The organism is Arenimonas aestuarii, assembly GCF_054781715.1.
The window spans coordinates 325972-343639 of record NZ_BAAGTW010000008.1; the positions used below are offsets into that span (position 1 = coordinate 325972).

21 protein-coding genes are annotated in these 17668 nt (G+C 69.2%); 13 read left to right on the plus strand and 8 right to left on the minus strand.

From position 1 onward, the window contains the following. Positions 1-3: 3 nt before the first annotated feature. The 5 genes from ACYVJH_RS13460 to ACYVJH_RS13480 all read left to right on the plus strand — a co-directional run bounded on the left by ACYVJH_RS13460 (position 4) and on the right by ACYVJH_RS13480 (position 5594). Positions 4-1308 (plus strand): sensor histidine kinase, encoded by a 1305-nt coding sequence (locus ACYVJH_RS13460; protein WP_460455159.1) that lies wholly within the window; start codon positions 4-6, stop codon positions 1306-1308. 80 nt (positions 1309-1388) lie between these two features. Next, the gene (locus ACYVJH_RS13465; protein WP_460455160.1) at positions 1389-2600 is read left to right on the plus strand and encodes an efflux RND transporter periplasmic adaptor subunit; all 1212 of its coding nucleotides are present in this window, start codon (positions 1389-1391) and stop codon (positions 2598-2600) included. Further along, positions 2597-3310 carry an ABC transporter ATP-binding protein gene (locus ACYVJH_RS13470; protein ID WP_460455161.1) on the plus strand — a complete coding sequence of 238 codons (714 nt, stop codon included), beginning with the start codon at positions 2597-2599 and terminating at the stop codon, positions 3308-3310. The genes ACYVJH_RS13465 and ACYVJH_RS13470 overlap by 4 nt, the downstream gene beginning before the upstream one ends. Beyond that, on the plus strand, positions 3307-4569 hold the full coding sequence (locus ACYVJH_RS13475; protein ID WP_460455162.1) for an ABC transporter permease: 1263 nt from the start codon (positions 3307-3309) through the stop codon (positions 4567-4569). Before ACYVJH_RS13470 ends, ACYVJH_RS13475 begins: the two co-directional genes overlap by 4 nt. A 32-nt stretch (positions 4570-4601) precedes the next feature. Continuing rightward, positions 4602-5594, plus strand: a complete 993-nt coding sequence (locus ACYVJH_RS13480; protein ID WP_460455163.1) for an isoaspartyl peptidase/L-asparaginase family protein — start codon at positions 4602-4604, stop codon at positions 5592-5594. Here the strand turns inward: ACYVJH_RS13480 and ACYVJH_RS13485 are convergent, their stop codons facing one another. Next, on the minus strand, positions 5595-6011 hold the full coding sequence (locus tag ACYVJH_RS13485; protein ID WP_460455164.1) for a hypothetical protein: 417 nt from the start codon (positions 6009-6011) through the stop codon (positions 5595-5597). 67 nt (positions 6012-6078) lie between these two features. Between ACYVJH_RS13485 and ACYVJH_RS13490 the strand changes: the two genes are divergently transcribed. Further along, positions 6079-6711: an RNA polymerase sigma factor gene (locus ACYVJH_RS13490; protein WP_460455165.1), complete on the plus strand. Its 633-nt coding sequence runs from the start codon at positions 6079-6081 to the stop codon at positions 6709-6711. Between the two features lie 17 nt (positions 6712-6728). After that, positions 6729-7106, plus strand: a complete 378-nt coding sequence (locus ACYVJH_RS13495; protein WP_460455166.1) for a VOC family protein — start codon at positions 6729-6731, stop codon at positions 7104-7106. Between the two features lie 47 nt (positions 7107-7153). Here the strand turns inward: ACYVJH_RS13495 and ACYVJH_RS13500 are convergent, their stop codons facing one another. Together ACYVJH_RS13500 and ACYVJH_RS13505 are read right to left on the minus strand one after the other, a co-directional pair. Next, complete coding sequence (locus ACYVJH_RS13500; RefSeq protein ID WP_460455167.1) at positions 7154-8179, minus strand: TIGR00266 family protein; 1026 nt, start codon at positions 8177-8179, stop codon at positions 7154-7156. A gap of 22 nt (positions 8180-8201) precedes the next feature. Beyond that, entirely contained in the window at positions 8202-8849 is a 648-nt protein-coding gene (locus tag ACYVJH_RS13505; protein ID WP_460455168.1) for a DUF533 domain-containing protein, read from the minus strand. 116 nt (positions 8850-8965) lie between these two features. Between ACYVJH_RS13505 and ACYVJH_RS13510 the strand changes: the two genes are divergently transcribed. The 6 genes from ACYVJH_RS13510 to ACYVJH_RS13535 are packed head-to-tail and all read left to right on the plus strand — an operon-like array spanning position 8966 to position 14151. Beyond that, a complete protein-coding gene (locus ACYVJH_RS13510) occupies positions 8966-9349 on the plus strand; it encodes a diacylglycerol kinase (protein ID WP_460455222.1) in 384 nt (127 codons plus the stop codon). Positions 9350-9364: 15 nt separating this feature from the next. Then, positions 9365-10087 carry a TerC family protein gene (locus ACYVJH_RS13515; protein WP_460455169.1) on the plus strand — a complete coding sequence of 241 codons (723 nt, stop codon included), beginning with the start codon at positions 9365-9367 and terminating at the stop codon, positions 10085-10087. A 50-nt stretch (positions 10088-10137) separates the two neighbouring features. Further along, positions 10138-11976, plus strand: a complete 1839-nt coding sequence (locus ACYVJH_RS13520; RefSeq protein ID WP_460455170.1) for a cation:proton antiporter — start codon at positions 10138-10140, stop codon at positions 11974-11976. Next, the gene (gene lgt, locus ACYVJH_RS13525; RefSeq protein WP_460455171.1) at positions 11973-12863 is read left to right on the plus strand and encodes a prolipoprotein diacylglyceryl transferase; all 891 of its coding nucleotides are present in this window, start codon (positions 11973-11975) and stop codon (positions 12861-12863) included. Before ACYVJH_RS13520 ends, lgt begins: the two co-directional genes overlap by 4 nt. Further along, positions 12863-13657 (plus strand): thymidylate synthase, encoded by a 795-nt coding sequence (locus ACYVJH_RS13530; RefSeq protein WP_460455172.1) that lies wholly within the window; start codon positions 12863-12865, stop codon positions 13655-13657. Before lgt ends, ACYVJH_RS13530 begins: the two co-directional genes overlap by 1 nt. Further along, entirely contained in the window at positions 13654-14151 is a 498-nt protein-coding gene (locus ACYVJH_RS13535) for a dihydrofolate reductase (RefSeq protein ID WP_460455173.1), read from the plus strand. The genes ACYVJH_RS13530 and ACYVJH_RS13535 overlap by 4 nt, the downstream gene beginning before the upstream one ends. Here ACYVJH_RS13535 and ACYVJH_RS13540 read toward each other — a convergent pair. Genes ACYVJH_RS13540 through pdxA form a run of 5 tightly spaced genes read right to left on the minus strand, consistent with a single transcriptional unit; the run spans position 14136 to position 17665 of the window. Beyond that, positions 14136-14618: a hypothetical protein gene (locus ACYVJH_RS13540; protein WP_460455174.1), complete on the minus strand. Its 483-nt coding sequence runs from the start codon at positions 14616-14618 to the stop codon at positions 14136-14138. The genes ACYVJH_RS13535 and ACYVJH_RS13540 overlap by 16 nt on opposite strands. A gap of 19 nt (positions 14619-14637) precedes the next feature. After that, positions 14638-15483, minus strand: coding sequence for a symmetrical bis(5'-nucleosyl)-tetraphosphatase (locus ACYVJH_RS13545; RefSeq protein ID WP_460455175.1), 846 nt, complete (start codon positions 15481-15483; stop codon positions 14638-14640). Beyond that, positions 15483-15863 (minus strand): Co2+/Mg2+ efflux protein ApaG, encoded by a 381-nt coding sequence (gene apaG, locus ACYVJH_RS13550; protein WP_188665154.1) that lies wholly within the window; start codon positions 15861-15863, stop codon positions 15483-15485. Before apaG ends, ACYVJH_RS13545 begins: the two co-directional genes overlap by 1 nt. 9 nt (positions 15864-15872) lie before the next feature. Further along, the gene (gene rsmA / locus ACYVJH_RS13555) at positions 15873-16697 is read right to left on the minus strand and encodes a 16S rRNA (adenine(1518)-N(6)/adenine(1519)-N(6))-dimethyltransferase RsmA (protein ID WP_460455176.1); all 825 of its coding nucleotides are present in this window, start codon (positions 16695-16697) and stop codon (positions 15873-15875) included. Further along, positions 16694-17665 (minus strand): 4-hydroxythreonine-4-phosphate dehydrogenase PdxA, encoded by a 972-nt coding sequence (gene pdxA / locus ACYVJH_RS13560; RefSeq protein WP_460455177.1) that lies wholly within the window; start codon positions 17663-17665, stop codon positions 16694-16696. The genes rsmA and pdxA overlap by 4 nt, the downstream gene beginning before the upstream one ends. Between the last annotated feature and the right edge of the window lie 3 nt (positions 17666-17668).

Below are 17668 nucleotides of genomic sequence, written 5' to 3' on the forward strand. Positions count from 1 at the left end.
GCCATGCCGCATCGCAAGGGACTGCGGCGCAAGATCTGGACCGCCTTCATCCTGCAGGCCGCGGCGATCAGCTTCGCCGCGGTGCTGGGCGTCTACGGCGCCTCGGCCGTGCTCAAGCACGTGCTGATCCAGCAGGCCCTGCAGGAAGAGGCCGCGCACTACTGGCAGCGCATGCAGGCCGACCCGGGCGCGGACGTGCCCGATACGTACAACATGACCGGTTACCTGCTGCCCGCGGGCGCGGATGCGACGCGCCTGCCGGCGACCATTCGCGGCCTGGCACCGGGATTCCACGCCCTGCCCCGCGCGCAGGGTGGCTCGCTGGTGCTGGTCGACGAGGACCGACACGGCCACCGCCTGTACCTGCTGTTCAAGCAGGAACAGGTGGACAGCCTGGCCTTCTGGTTCGGCATGGCGCCGCTGGCGATCGTGCTGGTGGTGATCTACGTGATCGCCTGGACGACCTACCGTGCTTCGCGGCGCGCCGTGTCGCCGGTCATCTGGCTGGCGTCCCAGGTCCAGCGCTGGGATCCCAAGCAGCCCGAACCCGCGCTGCTGAGCCCCGAAAACCTGCCCACCGACGTCGAGGGCGAAACCCTGGTGCTGGCGCAGTCGCTGCACGAGTTCGCCAGCCGCATCGAAAACTTCGTCCAGCGCGAGCGTGACTTCACCCGCGATGCCTCGCACGAATTGCGCACGCCGCTCACGGTCATCCGCGTGGCGGGCGACATGATGGCCGGCGACGACAGCCTGTCGCCGATGGCGCGCAAGTCCCTGGGCCGCATACAGGGCGCCGGCCGCGACATGGAAGCGCTGATCGAAGCCTTCCTCATCCTGGCCCGCGAAGGTGACACCGGTCTGCCGGACGTGGATTTCGACGTCGCCGAGGTCGTGCAGGAGGAGGTCGAGAAGGCACGGCTGCTGCTGGCCGGCAAGCCGGTGGAGGTGATCTGCCGCATCGAGCGCGGATTCCACCTGCACGCACCGGCGCGGGTGCTGTCGGTGATGCTCAGCAACCTCTTGCGCAATGCCTGCAACTACACCGATGCCGGCAGTGTCACCGTGACCGTGCGCCACGGCGAGATTTCGGTCGCCGACACCGGCGTGGGCATGGATGAGGCCGTGCTGGCGCGGGTGTTCGAACCTTTCTACCGGGCCGCGAACCCGGGCAAGGAAGGCCAGGGCATCGGCCTGTCCATCGTGCAGCGGCTCTCGCATCGTTACGGCTGGCCGGTTCGGCTCGAAAGCCGGCCGGGCGAGGGCACGACCGCGATCCTGAGCTTCCCGCACGCCACCGCCACCGAATGAACCAGCGGCGGGGCAGTCAACCGTTTGCGCCCGGTCGCGTTTGCCTTTCCCTGATGGCCTGACCCTTTTCCGGAGCCCCGATGCCGACCCCGAACCGCCGACGCCCCTTCCGCCTGTACGCGGTGACAGCCGGGGTTGCCCTGGCCCTGCTGGCCGCCTGGTGGTTCACCGGGCGAAATGACGATGCAGCGGGTGCCTACCGCACCGCCCCGGTTGAACGGGGCGACGTGCGCGTGGTCATCTCCGCCACCGGCACCCTGCGCGCCACCACCACGGTGGACGTGGGTTCGCAGGTCTCGGGCCAGGTGCTCGAAGTACTGGCGGACTACAACGACGAGGTCACCCGCGGCCAGGCGATCGCGCGGCTCGACCCGGCCCCGTTCCAGACCCGGCTCGAACAGGCCGAGGCCGATCTGGCCAGCGCCCGGGCGTCGGTGAACGAAGCGCGTGCCGGTGTCACCAATGCCGAGGCCGACTACAACCGAAAGCGCGAGCTGGTCGAGCGCCAGTTGATCGCGCGCAGCGAGGCCGATCTTGCCCGTGCCGCGCGCGACCAGGCCCGCGCACGCGTGGTGTCGGCGGAAGCCTCGGTTCGCCAGCGCCAGGCCGCCGTCGGCAACGCCCGGCTGGACGTGGACTACACCGTCATCCGTTCGCCGGTGGACGGCGTGGTGCTGCTGCGTGACATCGAGCCGGGACAGACGGTGGCCGCCAGCTTCCAGACCCCGGTGCTGTTCCAGATCGCCCAGGACCTGGCCCAGATGCAGATCGACCTGAGCGTGGACGAAGCCGATGTCGGCCAGATCCGCGAGGGCCTGCCGGTCTCGTTCACCGTCGATGCCTATCCCGACCGCCAGTTCAGCGGCGAAGTGCGGCAGGTGCGACTGGCGGCGACGGCGACGTCCAACGTAATCACCTACCCGGTGGTGGTCCAGGTGCAGAACGCGGACCTGAGCCTGCTGCCGGGCATGACCGCCAACGCCGAAATCGTGGTCAATCGGCGCGAAGGCGTGCTGCATGTTCCCAATGCCGCCCTGCGCTATACGCCGCCGGGCGCGGCGACGGCGCGCCCCGCGCGCATGGGCCGACCTCCCGGTGGCGGCGCTGGCCGGCCTGCCGGCCAGGGCGGCGGCCGGCCCGGCGGCAACAACAGGACGCTGTGGGTGCTTGAGGACGGCAAGCCGACGGCGGTGAGCGTGGAGATCGGCGTGTCCGATGGCACCACCACCGAAGTGAGCGGCGTGCAGGAAGGCCAGCAGGTGATCGTCGGCCAGGAGCGGCCGGGCGAATGATGGCGCGTCCGCCGCTCATCGAAACCCGCGGTCTGGGCAAGGTCTATTCACCGGGGACGCCCGCCGAGGTGGTGGCGCTGCGCGGCGTCGACCTGCGCATCGAGCACGGCGAGTTCCTGGCGATCATGGGCGCCTCGGGGTCGGGCAAGTCGACGATGATGAACCTCATCGGCTGCCTGGACACGCCGACCAGCGGTCAATACCGCTGCGACGGCATCGACGTCGCCAGCCTCGACGCCGCCGGGCGCGCCCGGCTTCGCCTGGAGAAGATCGGCTTCGTGTTCCAGGGCTTTAACCTGCTGGCGCGCCAGACCGCGCTGGAGAACGTGATGATGCCGCTGGTCTACGCAGGCGTGCCGGTGGCCGATCGCGAGCCACGGGCGCGTGCGGCGCTCGACCAGGTGGGGCTTTCCGACCGGGCGGGCCACAAGCCCAGTGAACTCTCCGGCGGCCAGCAGCAGCGCGTCGCGATCGCACGGGCCTTGATCAACCAACCGCACCTGCTGCTGGCGGACGAACCCACGGGTGCGCTCGACTCGCGCACCAGCGAAGAGATCATGGCCCTGTTCGAACGCCTCCAGGCCGACGGCCGTACCATCGTCATCATCACCCACGAACGGCCGGTGGCCGAACACGCTGATCGCATCGTCGTGATGCACGACGGCGAACTGCATGAAGAGGGCTGGAAGGCCCCGGGGAAGGGCAAATGACCGTCACCGACGTCCTGCGCTCGGCGGTATTTTCGCTGCGCGGCAACTGGCTGCGCTCCATCCTCACGGCGCTCGGCGTGATCATCGGCATCGCCGCGGTCATCGTCATGGTGTCGGTGGGGCAGGGCACGCAGTCCGAACTCGACCAGATGATTTCCCGGCTGGGCTCGAATCGGCTGGAGGTGTTCGGCGGCGCCTCGCGCGGCCCGGCCCGCGGTGGAGCAGGCAGCGAGGCCAGCCTGACCGATGCGGACGCCGAAGCCATACGCAACGAGATCCCCGGCGTGCAGTACGTCGCCACCTCGGTGTCCGGTGGCGGCCAGGTGGTGTTCGCGGAAAACAACTGGTCCACGCGCTGGGATGGCGTGAACGCCGACTACTTCCCGGTCAACGACTGGCAGATCGCCGAGGGCGCGAGCTTTTCGCAGCGTGACTACAGCACCGCCAACAAGGTGGTGATCCTCGGTGAAACGGTGCGCCGCGAACTGTTCGGCGACGCCGATCCGATCGGCGCCACCATCCGTTTCGGCCGCGTGCCCCTGAAGGTGGTAGGCGTGCTCGCACCAAAAGGCCAGGGCAACTGGGGCCAGGATTCGGATGACACCCTGCTGGTACCGCTGGAAACCGGCCGCCGGCGCATGGCGGCCGCGGCCGCGCCTGCTGAGACGACGGGGGCGATCACGCCGCGCCGTGCCGACACCGTCAGCCGAATTTCGGTGGGCGTCGGCCGGGCCGAAGACCTGGCTTTCGTCGAGGACGAAATCAATTCCCTGCTGCGCCAGCGCCATCGCATCGCGCCGGGCGCGGAGGACGACTTCCAGGTTCGCAACATCGCCGAGATCGTCGCAACGCGCACGCAGACCACGCGGCTGATGTCGCTGCTGTTGGGCGCGGTGGCCAGCATCTCACTCATCGTCGGCGGCATCGGCATCATGAACATCATGCTGGTGTCGGTGACCGAACGCATCCGCGAAATCGGGCTGCGCATGGCGGTGGGCGCCGGCCCGCGGGAAATCCAGATGCAGTTCCTGGCCGAAGCCATGCTGATTTCACTTGGCGGCGGCGCCATCGGCATCGCCCTGGGCGTGGCCGGCGCGCTGCTGACCAGCAAATTCGGTGCGCTGCCGGTGCAGTTGGACCTGCAGGTGGTGGCGATGGCGACCGGGTTCTCGGTGGCCACGGGCCTGTTTTTCGGCTTCTATCCGGCGCGCAAGGCCGCGCGCCTGGACCCGATCGAGGCCTTGCGCCACCAGGGATAGACTCGGTTTCGTTTTCCTTTTCGAGGTTCGCCATGCCCCGTTCGCTGCTGCTAGCCCTGGCCCTGGCCATCTCCGCCGCCCCCGCCTGGGCGAAGGACGCCCCGACCGCCCTGGTCATCCACGGCGGCGCCGGCGTGATGGATCGCAACGCACTGTCCGCGGAGGATGAGAAGGCCGTGCGCGCCGACCTCGACCGCGCGCTCGACGCCGGCCAAGCGGTCCTTGCCGGCGGTGGAAGCGCCCTCGACGCCGTCACCGCCGCCGTGGTCGTACTGGAAGAATCCCCGTGGTTCAACGCCGGCAAGGGTGCGGTATTCAATGCCGAAGCCGGGCATGAGCTCGACGCCGCGATCATGGAAGGCCACACCCGCCGCGCCGGCGCCGTCGCCGGCGTCAGCACGGTGCGCAGCCCGCTGCGGCTGGCCCGCGCGGTGATGGAGCGCTCGCCGCACGTCATGCTGGCCGCGGCCGGCGCGGAGAATTTCGCCGACGAACATCCGGACATCGAACGCGTGGCGCCGGACTGGTTCGACACCGACCGCCGGCGCGAGCAGCTCGAGAAGGCGCGCCAGCGCGAACAGGCGGGGCAGGCGGCGCTGCCGGCCACCTACTTCGGCACGGTTGGCGCGGTCGCGCTGGACAAACACGGCCACATCGCCGCGGCCACGTCCACGGGCGGCATGACCAACAAACGCTGGGGCCGCATCGGCGACGCGCCGATCATCGGCTCGGGCACCTGGGCCGATGAAGGCTGCGGTGTCTCGGGAACGGGCTGGGGTGAGTTCTACATCCGGTCGGCCGCCGCGCACGACATCTGCGCGCGGCTCGCCTATCGCGGCGATTCGCTGGCAGCGGCGTCGGAGGAGGTGATCAACGGCATCGTGCCGAAACTCGGCGGCGATGGTGGCGCCATCGCGCTCGACCGCGAGGGCAACATCGCCATGCCCTTCAATACGTCCGGCATGTACCGCGGCTGGGTCAGGCCCGACGGCAGCCGCGGCACCGCGATTTTCCGCGACGAGTGATCAGTCGCGGAAGCTGGCGCGCACGTCGGTGCGACTGATCACCACCAGCGTGAACACCCCCAGCACGGTTCCCACCGGAACCTGCAGGCAGTTCAGTCCTGCCACCACCGCGCAAAGCATCCAGTGCCGGCGGGCGCGCAGCGAACGCGCGGCGACCAGGTTCAGGACCAGCCCGACCAGGAGCATCGCGCCCATCGCGACGTAGAACCACACGAAAAAGTCGAAGAAGCCCTCCGGCGGAGGATTGCTTTGATTCTCCCAGTTGGCGCTGTCCATCATCTGGCTCATCAGCCCGTAGTGCAGGGCCAGGAAACCCATGCCCAGCAAGGCGAAGCCGGCGAAGACGTAGTGGAAGACCGAGAGCAGGCGCAGATGGTCTTCGGACGGGGCGGGCAGGGACGGGATCGGCTCGTTCATGACCCGGGACTAGACCAGATGTGAGGCTGCATCGCCAGTCCCTGCCGGCCTCTGCCAGACTCGCGCCATGGACGTCGCCACCTACCGTTCCCTGTTGGCCCAGGCCCGGCGCCACTCGCGCCGTGCCGACGAGGCCCAGGACCTGGTGCAGCAGACCTTGCTGGCGGGCCTGGAGGCGGGTCGCGACGATCCGGCCTGGCTGGCGGGCACCCTGCGCAACCTGGCCGCCCTGGCGGCACGCAGCAGCGCGCGCCGCCGCCGCCGCGAACACGCGGCCAGCGACGATCCCGACGTCGGGTCACCGGCCCCCGAGCCGCTCCCGGCGTCGCCCTTGCCCCTGCTCGCGGCCTTGCCACCTGCCGCGAGGCGGGTGGCGGTACTGGCCCTTCACGGACTGTCCGCAGACGAGATCCGATGGATCCTGGATATTCCGGACACCGCCTTTCGCCAGCGCCTGAGCCGCATCCGCAAGGCACTGGGCGAACTGCCGCCCGCGCAGCGTGCCGAGGCCAAGGCGATGGCCTATGTACGTGACCCGGCGCGCAGCGTCGAGCTGCAGTTCGGCCTCGTGCGCCGGGCATTGCAGGCGGTCGTCGGGCTGCGGCCCGGGCTGGGCACCCACGATGCCGACGGCCACCTGCTGGTGATCCACCGGCCTGCTCACAAATCCGGCCCTGGCGGCAACGACCAGGTGGGATAGACAAAAGGAGGACTCCCATGCTCCAGGAATGCAAGGTCGGCGCCATCGTTTTTTTCGTCAGCCAGCTAGAGCGTGCGCTGGCTTTTTATCGCGACACCCTGGGATTGCCGGTGCAGGCCGTCGATGGCCATGACGGGCCCTTCGGCGTGGGCGAAGTCGGCGGACTGACGCTGGTGTTCATCGCCCGCCAGGTGCGCGCCGGCGACAGCCCTGTGGTGGTCTTCAATCTCGACGGCGGCATCGACGACTACGCCGAAGCGCTGGCGGCGCGCGGCGTGGAAATCGTGGTGCCGGTCAGCGAAGCGCCCGATGGCGGACTCTCGCTGGATTTCGTCGATCCGGACCGCAACGTGCTCAGTCTCTACCAGGCGGCGGGTGCGTCCCGGCGGCGCTGAAGAGAGAAGCGTCCGGCGCATGATGCGCCGGACGCCTTCGTTGCCGGTCAGAAGCCGCGATCGCCCGAAATGATGCCACCCAGGCCGCCCAGCACCGAACCTTCGCCCTTGCTGCCGCCCTTCTGGTAGGCGGCCGACATCATGCGGCCGGCCAGGCGCGAGAACGGCAGCGACTGCAGCCAGACCTTGCCGGGGCCGGTCAGCGTGGCCAGGAAGACGCCTTCGCCGCCGAACAGCATCGACTTCACGCCGCCGACCGGCTTGATGTCGAAGTTGACCGTACTGGTCATCGCGACCACGCAGCCGGTGTCCACGTCCAGCCGTTCGCCCGCCTGCAGGTCGCGTTCCATGATGGTGCCGCCGGCGTGCACGAACACCAGGCCGTCGCCGGAGAGCTTCTGCATGATGAAGCCCTCGCCGCCGAACAGCGCCGTCATCACCTTCTTCTGGAAGTGCAGGCCGATCTGCACGCCGCGCGCGGCGCACAGGAAGCTGTCCTTCTGCGCGATGATCGTGCCGCCGTAGTTCGAGAGCGTCATGGGCACGATGGTGCCCGGATAGGGGGCCGCGAAGGCGACCCGGGCCTTGCCGCTGCCGCCGCCGTGGGTGAAGACGGTGGTGAACAGGCTCTCGCCGGTGATCAGGCGCTTGCCGGCGCCAACCAGCTTGTCCATGAATCCACCGCCCGCCGACGCCGCGCCGTCGCCGAACACGGTCTCCATGCTCACGACCGCGTCCTTGTACATCATCGAGCCGGCCTCGGCGACCGCGCTTTCACCCGGGTCGAGTTCGACCTCGACGAACTGCATGTCCTCGCCGAATATCCGGTAGTCGATGACGTCGGCGCGCTGGCCGTGGCTGCCCATCGCGGTGGCCGGCGGCGGGGTCGGTGCCAGCTGGCTTCCCGGTGCCGATTCGGCGCGAAGTTCGGCGCAGGCGCTGATCGGGATCCACTCGGCGAAACCCTGGCGCCAGCAGTGGCCGCTGGCATCCTTGGTGGCCTGGGCGACCGCGGCGGCGTGATCGAGCGGGCCCATCTGCTGGCCGTCGTAGCTGAGGTACCACTGGTGCATTCGGGATCTCCTTGCGGGGGGGTCAGGCGTCCAGGCCCAGCCGCGCGTGCAGCTCGCGGCGGGTGGCCTGGTCGAGGTCGAGTTCGGTGCCCAGTCGGTCCAGGAAGGCACGTTCCTCGTCGGTATCGGCCGTGATCGCCACCAGCGCGGCGGCATAGGTTTCCTGGCGCAGCGCGCGCGGCGTGCGTACCACCAGCTGGTCGAGCGTGAAGGGCGCGCGCATCTCCGCATCGAGCATCTGCAGTTCCTCGACGTCCAGCCCGGCCTCGCGGGCACGGTCGAGGATGGACGCGCGTTCGTCGGCGTCCATCAGGCCATCGGCGTGGGCCGCGGTGATCATCGAACGCAGCAGGTGCATGGCCTGTTCGGTGCGCAGCGCGGCGTCAGCGGCGGCGGGTGGGGCCGGCGGCGGCACGGACCGGCCCGGCGGCGGTGGCGGGACCGCGACGCCCGGGGCGGCACCGGCCAGGGCTTGGGCCGCCGTCGCGGCGGGTTTCTGGCTGTAGTGCTCGTAGGCGGCCATGGCCACGCCCAGCAGGCCCAGGCCGACGGCCATCTGGCCGCCACTGGGCAGGCCCAGGCCACCGCGCCGCTTTTTCCTGCGGCCTCCCAACTGCCCCCCCATGGCCTGGCCCATCAACTGGCCCAGCAGGCGTTCGGCGTTGAACATCTGGTGCTCCCGGCGTTCTGTCTACGGCTGGATGGTGCGGGTGCCCGACCCGCCGCACAAGGCCGAAAGTCAGGGTTGTGGCAGAATTGAGCCCTTTGATGCCTTCACGAGCCCTGATGGCCGACAGCAACGACAGCCTGGTGCCGCGCAGCCCCTTCCGGGTCTGGCGGGCGTTCACCTGGTCCCTGAAGGGCCTGCGTGCGACCTGGATGCTCGAGTCTTCCTTCCGGCTCGAGGTCTACCTGTTCGTGGTGCTGGCGCCGCTGGCGCTGTGGCTGGGTGCCGACGGGGTGGAGCGCGCGATCCTGGTCGGCTCGATGATGGCCGTGCTGGTGGTCGAGGTGCTCAACTCGGCGATCGAGGCGGTCGTGGACCGCTGGGGCGTCGAACACCACGAACTCGCCGGGCGCGCCAAGGACATGGGCTCGGCCGCCGTGTTCCTGGCCGACCTGAATGTTTTGGCCTGCTGGGGACTGATCCTCGGCCCACGTTATTTCTGACCGGGACCCTGGACGATGGATTGGATTTTCAGCACCGAAATCTGGATCGCGCTGCTTACCCTGGCAACGCTCGAGATCGTGCTCGGCATCGACAACCTGGTCTTCATCTCGATCGCGGTCAGCAAGCTGCCGCCCGAACAGCGCCCGCGCGCGCGCCGGTTCGGCCTGGCCATGGCCTGCCTCACGCGCATCGCGCTGCTGCTTTCCCTGGCCTTCCTGGCCAGCATGCAGAACAACCTGTTCGCGCTGTTCGGCATGGACTTTTCGGTGCGCGACCTGGTGCTCATCGCCGGCGGCCTGTTCCTGCTGGTCAAGGGCACGATGGAAATCCATGACACGGTCGAAGGCGAGGCCGACGAAGAAGACATCGGCACCAAGCCCTCGGCGGTGTTTGGTTACGTCATCTTGCAGATCGCCATCATCGACATCGTGTTTTCGCTCGATTCGGTGATCACCGCGGTGGGCATGGTCGACAACCGCTGGGTCATGGTGGCGGCCATCCTGATGGCGGTGGCGGTGATGTTGTTCGCAGCCAACCCGATCGGCGACTTCATCGACCGGCACCCGACGGTGAAGATGCTGGCGCTGAGCTTCATCATCCTGGTCGGCGTGGCGCTGATCGCCGACGGTTTCGATTTCCACATCGACCGCAAGTTCCTCTACTTCGCGATGGCCTTCTCGGCCGGCGTCGAAGCCCTGAACATCCTCGCCAAGCGCAAGCAACGAAGACCGGGCTGATCCCGCCGGCCCGCCGCGCGCGCCCGAAAGCCCGCAAGCCCGGAGCCTGAATGTCCACCGGCCTGTTCCTGACATTGCTGCTGTTGCTGGGTTTCCTGTGCCAGTGGGCGGCGTGGCGGCTGCGTTTGCCGGCGATCCTGCTGCTGCTCGCCGCCGGCATGACCCTGGGTCCGGGCCTGGGCTGGCTGGATCCGGACGCGATGCTGGGCGAGTTCCTGTTCCCGATGGTGTCCATCGGCGTGGCGCTGATCCTGTTCGAAGGCAGCCTGACGCTGCGTTTCGGCGAGATCCGTGGCCTGGGTCCGACGATCCTGCGCCTGGTCAGCGTCGGCGCGATCGTGACCATGCTGGGCCTGGCGGTGGCGGCGCATTACCTGGCCGGGCTGGCCTGGCCCGTGGCGCTGCTGTTCGGTGCGCTCACCTGCGTCACCGGCCCGACCGTGATCATGCCGATGCTGCGCGCGGTGCGGCCCAACGAGCGCATCTCCAACATCCTGCGCTGGGAAGGCATCATCATCGACCCCATCGGCGCGCTGCTGGCCGTGCTGGTGCTCGAGGCGCTGATGCTTGGCCATGGCAACGGCGGCTGGGGCGTATTCGCCTGGACGGTGGCCAGCGGCGCGGTGATCGGCGTGGCCGGCGCCTGGGTGCTGGCGACGGTGCTGCGCCGGCAGTGGCTGCCCGAGTACCTGCACAACTACGGCACCCTGGCCTGGGTGCTGGTGGCCTATGCCGCCAGCAACCTGCTGGCCCACGAGAGCGGGCTGCTGGCCGTGACGGTCATGGGCATGGTGCTGGCGAACATGCGGGGCCTGGACGTCGAGCACATCCTGTCGTTCAAGGAACACCTCTCGACGCTGATCATCTCGATGCTGTTCATCGTGCTGGCGGCGCGCCTGCAGTGGCCGGGCCTGCCCCTGCTGGGCACCGGCCTGCTGGTGCTTGCGGCGGCGATGATCGTGGTGCGGCCGCTGGCGGTGCTGCTGTCGACGCTGGGCGGCAGCATGCGCTGGCCGGAGCGGGCGCTGCTGGCCTGGATCGCACCGCGTGGCATCGTGGCGGCGGCGGTGTCGGCCCTGTTCGCGCTGCGCATGGAGGACAGCGACCCGGTGGCGGCCCAGACCCTGGTTTCGCTGACGTTCCTGCTGATCATCGGCACGGTGCTCGTGCAGAGCGCCACCTCGCGGCCGCTGGCGCGCATGCTGAAGGTGACCGCGCCCAGCCCGACCCAGGTGCTGGTCGTGGGCAGCTCCCCGGTGGCGCGGGCGATCGGGCAGGCCGTGGACAAGGCCGGCTTCCGCGTCCTGCTTGCCGACGACGACTGGAGCGGCCTGGCGGCGGCGCGGCTGGCCGGGCTCAAGACCTTCTACGGCAATCCGGCCTCGGAGCACGCCGAACGCACGGTGGATTTCAACGCCTTCGGCTGGCTGCTGGCCATGTCCACGCGCGGCGAGATGAACACCCTGGCCTGCGTGCGCTTCCGGCCCGAGTTCGGGGTGGGGCGGGTGCTGCGCCTGCGCGTGCTGGCCCCGGGCGAAGCCCCGCGGAAGGCGCTGGCGGCGCCGATCCAGGCCCCGGCGCTGTTCGCCGAGGGCATCACCCACGGCGAGCTCGACAAGCGGTTTGCCGCGGGCTGGCAGATCAAGACCACCAAGCTGGGCGACGAGTTCGGCTGGGATCGTTTCGTCGCCCAGTACGGCGAGCCGCCGCTGCGCCTGTTCGCGGTCAATGATCGCGGCCGGCTGATGTTCGAGACCGAGGACGTGCCGCTCGAGCCCAAGCCGGGCTGGGTGGTCGCCGCCCTGGTCGATCCGGGTACCCGCCGCGAATCAGCCGGACCCACGAAGGCATCGACCAGCGGGGACGAGGCCGGCAAACTAGCACCATGACCATCCTCCACGACATCGATCCGCTGGCGCTTGAACTTCCGTTCTGGCCGCATGGCATCCACTGGTACGGGCTGATGTACGCCCTGGCCTTTTTCACCGCATGGTGGCTGGGCCGCCGGCGGGTGCGGGCCGGGCGGCTGCCCGGGGTCAACGAGGACGGATTCGGCGACCTGCTCTTCTACGGGATGCTGGGCGTGATCCTGGGCGGGCGCGTGGGTTACGTGCTGTTCTATTCCTTCGATGCCTTCCTGGCCGACCCGCTGATGCTCTTCATGATCAACCAGGGCGGCATGAGCTTCCACGGCGGCCTGCTCGGCGTGCTGGCCGCGGCGGCCTGGTGGACGCGGCGCCAGCGCCTGCATTTCTTCGACACCATGGATTTCGTGGCGCCGCTGGTGCCGGCCGGGCTGGGCTTCGGCCGGCTGGGCAACTACATCGGTGGTGAACTCTGGGGCAAACCCACCGGCGGCGACTGGGGGGTGGTGTTCCCTGCCAGCCTGCCCGCCGAATATGCGGCGCTGCCGGCCGAACAGCTGCGCACGCTGCATGCCAGCGGCGCGCTCGATGCGTTCGCGCGGCACCCGTCCCAGCTCTACCAGGCGGCTCTCGAAGGCCTGGTGCTGGGCCTGGTGCTTTGGTTCTACTCGCGCAAGCCGCGGCCGCGCTACGCGGTGTCGGGCCTGTTCGCGCTGGGATACGGCCTGTTCCGCTTCGCGGTGGAATTCGTGCGCGAACCCGACGCCCACCTTGGCTACCTCGCCTTCGGTTGGCTGACCATGGGCCAGCTGCTGTCGCTGCCCCTGGTCGCGCTGGGCCTGTTCCTGCTGTGGCTGTCGCACCGCTCGCCGACGCTGGCGCCGGTGCCCCCGCCGGTGGAGAAAGTCTGATGCGCGCCTACCTCGACCTGCTGCGGCACGTGCTTGAGGAAGGCACGCAAAAGGACGACCGCACCGGCACCGGTACGCGTTCCGTATTCGGCTGGCAGATGCGCTTCGACCTGGCCGAAGGCTTTCCGCTGGTCACCACCAAGAAGCTGCACCTGCGTTCGATCATCCACGAGCTGCTGTGGTTCATCCGTGGCGAGACCAACATCGCCTACCTGCGTGACAACAAGGTCAGCATCTGGGACGAGTGGGCCGATGAAAACGGCGAACTGGGCCCCGTGTACGGCCGGCAGTGGCGCCACTGGACCGGCAGCGACGGCCGGGAGATCGACCAATTGCGCTGGGTGGTGGACGAAATCCAGCGCAACCCCGATTCGCGCCGCCTCGTCGTGAGCGCCTGGAACGTGGCCGAGCTGCCGCAAATGGCGCTGATGCCCTGCCACACCCTGTTCCAGTTCTACGTCGCCGACGGCAAGCTGAGCTGCCAGCTGTACCAGCGTTCGGGCGATATCTTCCTGGGCGTGCCGTTCAATATCGCCAGCTATGCGCTGCTCACCCACATGGTGGCCCGCCACTGCAAGCTCGAGGTGGGTGATTTCGTGCACACGCTGGGCGACGCGCACCTGTATTCGAACCACGTCGACCAGGCCCGCGAGCAGTTGTCCCGCGAACCGCGGCCGCTGCCGCGGCTGGTGCTGGCCCCCGGGGCGACCGACCTGTTCGCGATGCGTTTCGAAGACATCGGCATCGAAGCCTACGACCCGCACCCGGCCATCAAGGCGCCGGTGGCGGTGTGAGCGGCCGGCCGGAGCTGCGCCTGGTCGCGGCCCTGGACCGCGCCCGCGGCATTGGCCGCGGCAACCAGTTGCCCTGGCGCCTGCCGGACGACCTCAAGCGTTTCAAGGCGCTCACCCTGGGCCGGCCCCTGCTGATGGGCCGCAAGACCGCCGAATCCCTGGGGCGGGCGCTGCCGGGGCGCCGCAACCTCGTGCTCACCCGATCGGGCGGGGTGCCCTTTGCCGGCATGGAGCCGGTGGCCTCGCTGGCCGAGGCCATGGCCACCTGCGACGACGAGGCGCTGATGGTTATCGGCGGCGGCGAGGTGTATTCGCTCGCGCTGCCGCTGGCCAGCCAGCTGCACCTGACCCACGTGGACACCGTGGTGGACGGGGCCGACGCGTTTTTCCCGGCGTTCGACCCGGCGGACTGGCGGCCGGTCTGGCGCGAAAGCCACGCCGCCGATGACCGGCATGCGTCGGCCTTCGAGTTCGTGGACTACCTGAAGCGGTAGTCGGCGTCGTCGCCGCGCTCGAAGTGGCGCAGGGCGCGCAGGTCCTTTTCGAGCTGGATGTAGCGCACGGCCTTTTCCACCGGCATGCCGGCGCGGCCCAGGCGGGTGAACGTGGATTCGATCAGGTCGGCTTCGTCGGCTTCCAGGGCCAGCATTTCCTCGGCCAGGTCCTCGATGTCGCCGTCGTCCACCTCGCCGGCCGCCAGTCGCTCGGCATGTCGCGCCAGCAGGCGGCTACGGCGTTCGGCCAGGTCGGCCAGGCCGGCCTGGTGGGTGTCGTAGGCCGGCCAGAACCGCGCGTCTTCCTCGTTGGAAAGCTGCAGCTGGCGGGCGATGAAGATCTGCTTGCCGGGCGCGACGGCGGCCTTGAGCTGCCTGACGCGTGCTTCGGCGTCGCCGCCGGCGTTCTGGGCCAGGACCGGCAGGGCCAGGGCGGCCACGAGCAGGAAAATAAGGCTACGGGTCATGGGGGTCTCCTTGCGTGATTCAGTCGTCGCCGCGCGGCGCATTGTCGGGCGGATTGCGCCCCGGCACCTGGTGCAGCCGCAGTTCGGGGCCCAGTTCGAGCGCGGTGAGTTTGCCGCCCCAGACGGCACCGGTGTCGATGGCGTAAACGCCAAGGCCCATGAACAGGCCCAGCGTCGACCAGTGGCCGAACACCACCGGCATTTCGCGCTCGGCGTGCCCGGGCACTTCGAACCAGGGGTAGACGCCGGGCCGCTGGGTACCGGGCCGGCCCTTGTCCTCGAAGCCGATCCGGCCACCCGGCGTGCAATAGCGCATGCGGGTGAAGATGTTGATGATGGCGCGGTAGCGGTCGGGGCCCATCAGCTTTGGCGACCATGCCGGCTTGTCGCCGTACATGTTCTTGACCAGCTTGTTGAAGCCTTCGCCGCGCAGCTTTTCCTCGACCTCGCGGGCGCGCGCCTCGGCCAGGGCGATCGTCCACTTGGGCGCGAGCCCGGCGTGCACCATGGCGAAATTGAGGGTGCGGTCGACGTGGAAAAGCTTCTGCTGGCGCAGCCAGCTCACCAGTACTTCGCTGTCGTCCGCGAACAGCACGCGCTGGAGGTCGGGGTTGACCTTGCGCTGGTCGGCTTCGCGGCGGGTCGAGATGGCCAGCAGCGACAGGTCGTGGTTTCCCAGCACGATGGTGCTGTGGATGGCCAGCGAGTAGACCAGGCGCAAGGTTTCCAGCGACTGGCCGCCGCGGTTGACCAGGTCGCCGCAGAACCAAAGCCGGTCCACCGCAGGGTCGAAGCGGATCTTCTCGAGCAGCCGCTGCAGTGCGTCGTAACAGCCCTGGACATCGCCAATGGCGTAGGTGGCCATCAGTGCAGGGTCCGCGGGATGGAGAGGGTGAAGGGCGAAATCTCGGCGTCGAAGCGGGTGCCGTCGTCGGCCAGCATCTGGTAGCTGCCATGCATCGTGCCCAGCGGCGTCTCGAGCACGGCGCCGGAGGTGTACTCGAAACTCTCGCCCGGCCGCAGCCAGGGCTGTTCGCCGACCACGCCCTCGCCGTGCACTTCCTGCACCTTGCCGTTGGCGTCGGTGATCACCCAGTGCCTGCTGATCAGGCGCGCGGGGACCTCGCCGGCGTTTTCGATGCGAATCGTGTAGGCGAAGACGTAGCGGTCATCCTCGGGAATCGACTGGTCTTCGAGGAATCGTGTGGCGACGACGACCTGGATGGCGTGCTGGGGCGTGTCCATGCCGACATTCTACGCAGGACGGCGCTCCGGGGGCAGCGCGGCCAGGTGATTGGCCAGGTGCTTGAATTCAGCCACGGCCACCTGTTCGGCGCGGGCGTCGGGCCGCAGGCTGGCCGCTTCGATCTCGGCGCCGCTGCACACCTGCGACAGCGCATTGCGCAGGGTCTTGCGCCGCTGGCCGAAGGCGTCGCGCACCACCCGCGCAAACAGGGCATGGTCGTCGATGCCGACATCGGCGGCTGCCAGCGGCACCAGCCGCACCACGGCCGAATCGACCTTCGGCGGCGGCCGGAACGCGCCCGGCGGCACATCGAACAGCGACGTGACGGTGCAATAGGCCTGAAGCATCACGCCCAGGCGGCCGTAGACCTTGCTGCCGGGGCCGGCCGCCATGCGGTCCACCACTTCCTTCTGCAGCATGAAGTGCATGTCCCGGACGGCCGGGGCATGTTCGAGCGCGTGGAAGAGGATGGGCGAGGAGATGTTGTAGGGCAGGTTGCCAACCAGGCGGATCTGGCCCGCGCCGTGGCCGTCGTCGGACGCAAGCTTGCGCAGATCGACCTGCAGCACGTCCTTGTGGATGACGGTGAGGCGGCCCAGGCCCTCGCTGGCTTCCATCAGCGGCGTGATCAGGTCGCGGTCGAACTCGATCACCGTGAGTTCACCGTGCCGGCGCAGCAGCGGGAAGGTGATCGCACCCTGGCCCGGCCCGATCTCGACCAGCCGGTCGCCGGGTTTCGGGTCCACCGCCAGCACGATCAGGTCGATGTAGTGGCGGTCGGTGAGGAAGTGCTGGCCCAGGTTCTTTTTCGGTGGCGCCTTGAACGAGCTCATGCGGGGATCCTCCGGGCGGCGAGCGTGGCGCACAGGTCTGCTGCGGCGAACAGGCTGGAAGGGTCGGCGGTGCCGCTGCCGGCCAGTTCCAGCGCGGTGCCGTGGTCCACCGCCACGCGCGGGTAGGGCAGGCCCAGGGTGATGTTCACGGCCAGCTCGAAACCGCTGTGCTTGAGCACCGGCAGGCCCTGGTCGTGGTACATGGCCATCACCGCGTCGAAGCCGGCCAGCTTGCCCGGCAGGAAGGCGGTGTCGGCCGGCAGCGGGCCGACCAGGTCCAGGCCTTCGGCGCGCAGCGCTTGCAGGCAGGGCACGATGACGTCGATTTCTTCGCGGCCCAGGTGGCCGTCTTCACCGGCGTGCGGGTTCAGTCCGAGCACCGCGATGCGCGGCATGGCGATGCCAAAGTCGCGGCGCAGCGCCGCGTCGGTGATGCGCAGGCAGCGCGCCAGAGATGCCTGGCTGATGGCGTCGGGCACCGCGCGCAGGGGCAGGTGGGTGGTCGCCAGCGCGACGCGCAGGCCGGGCCGGGCGAGCATCATCACCACGTCCACGCCGGCTTGCCTGGCCAGCAGTTCGGTGGTGCCCGAGTAGGCGATGCCACCCTGGTTGATGCTGGCCTTGTGCACCGGGCCGGTCACCAGGCCCTGGCACTCGCCGGCCAGGCAGGCCGCCGCGGCCTGTTCGAGCGAGGCGATGACGGCGGCGGCATTGGCCGGGTCGGGCTGGCCGAAGTGCACCGGTTGCGCCTGCGGCACCGGCTGCAGCGCCAGCTCGCCTTCCGCGCAGTCCTGGTCCGGCGATCGCAGGCGCAGCGGCAGGCCCAGGGCCTGCGCCGCGGAAAGAAGGGTGTCGGGATCGGCGTAGGCCAGCAGTTGCGCCGTGCGCGGACGCTGGGCCAGCCGGACGCAGAGTTCGGGACCGATGCCGGCCGGCTCACCCGGGACGAGGGCCAGCCGCGGTCGCATGGC

What these genes read in the sequence shown, in the direction of transcription:
- ACYVJH_RS13460 (WP_460455159.1), top strand. Translation starts at nt 4, where the DNA reads ATGCCGCATCGCAAGGGACTGCGGCGCAAGATCTGGACCGCCTTCATC.
- ACYVJH_RS13465 (WP_460455160.1), top strand. Translation starts at nt 1,389, where the DNA reads ATGCCGACCCCGAACCGCCGACGCCCCTTCCGCCTGTACGCGGTGACA.
- ACYVJH_RS13470 (WP_460455161.1), top strand. Translation starts at nt 2,597, where the DNA reads ATGATGGCGCGTCCGCCGCTCATCGAAACCCGCGGTCTGGGCAAGGTC.
- ACYVJH_RS13475 (WP_460455162.1), top strand. Translation starts at nt 3,307, where the DNA reads ATGACCGTCACCGACGTCCTGCGCTCGGCGGTATTTTCGCTGCGCGGC.
- ACYVJH_RS13480 (WP_460455163.1), top strand. Translation starts at nt 4,602, where the DNA reads ATGCCCCGTTCGCTGCTGCTAGCCCTGGCCCTGGCCATCTCCGCCGCC.
- ACYVJH_RS13485 (WP_460455164.1), bottom strand. Translation starts at nt 6,011, where the DNA reads ATGAACGAGCCGATCCCGTCCCTGCCCGCCCCGTCCGAAGACCATCTG.
- ACYVJH_RS13490 (WP_460455165.1), top strand. Translation starts at nt 6,079, where the DNA reads ATGGACGTCGCCACCTACCGTTCCCTGTTGGCCCAGGCCCGGCGCCAC.
- ACYVJH_RS13495 (WP_460455166.1), top strand. Translation starts at nt 6,729, where the DNA reads ATGCTCCAGGAATGCAAGGTCGGCGCCATCGTTTTTTTCGTCAGCCAG.
- ACYVJH_RS13500 (WP_460455167.1), bottom strand. Translation starts at nt 8,179, where the DNA reads ATGCACCAGTGGTACCTCAGCTACGACGGCCAGCAGATGGGCCCGCTC.
- ACYVJH_RS13505 (WP_460455168.1), bottom strand. Translation starts at nt 8,849, where the DNA reads ATGTTCAACGCCGAACGCCTGCTGGGCCAGTTGATGGGCCAGGCCATG.
- ACYVJH_RS13510 (WP_460455222.1), top strand. Translation starts at nt 8,966, where the DNA reads ATGGCCGACAGCAACGACAGCCTGGTGCCGCGCAGCCCCTTCCGGGTC.
- ACYVJH_RS13515 (WP_460455169.1), top strand. Translation starts at nt 9,365, where the DNA reads ATGGATTGGATTTTCAGCACCGAAATCTGGATCGCGCTGCTTACCCTG.
- ACYVJH_RS13520 (WP_460455170.1), top strand. Translation starts at nt 10,138, where the DNA reads ATGTCCACCGGCCTGTTCCTGACATTGCTGCTGTTGCTGGGTTTCCTG.
- lgt (WP_460455171.1), top strand. Translation starts at nt 11,973, where the DNA reads ATGACCATCCTCCACGACATCGATCCGCTGGCGCTTGAACTTCCGTTC.
- ACYVJH_RS13530 (WP_460455172.1), top strand. Translation starts at nt 12,863, where the DNA reads ATGCGCGCCTACCTCGACCTGCTGCGGCACGTGCTTGAGGAAGGCACG.
- ACYVJH_RS13540 (WP_460455174.1), bottom strand. Translation starts at nt 14,618, where the DNA reads ATGACCCGTAGCCTTATTTTCCTGCTCGTGGCCGCCCTGGCCCTGCCG.
- ACYVJH_RS13545 (WP_460455175.1), bottom strand. Translation starts at nt 15,483, where the DNA reads ATGGCCACCTACGCCATTGGCGATGTCCAGGGCTGTTACGACGCACTG.
- apaG (WP_188665154.1), bottom strand. Translation starts at nt 15,863, where the DNA reads ATGGACACGCCCCAGCACGCCATCCAGGTCGTCGTCGCCACACGATTC.
- rsmA (WP_460455176.1), bottom strand. Translation starts at nt 16,697, where the DNA reads ATGAGCTCGTTCAAGGCGCCACCGAAAAAGAACCTGGGCCAGCACTTC.
- pdxA (WP_460455177.1), bottom strand. Translation starts at nt 17,665, where the DNA reads ATGCGACCGCGGCTGGCCCTCGTCCCGGGTGAGCCGGCCGGCATCGGT.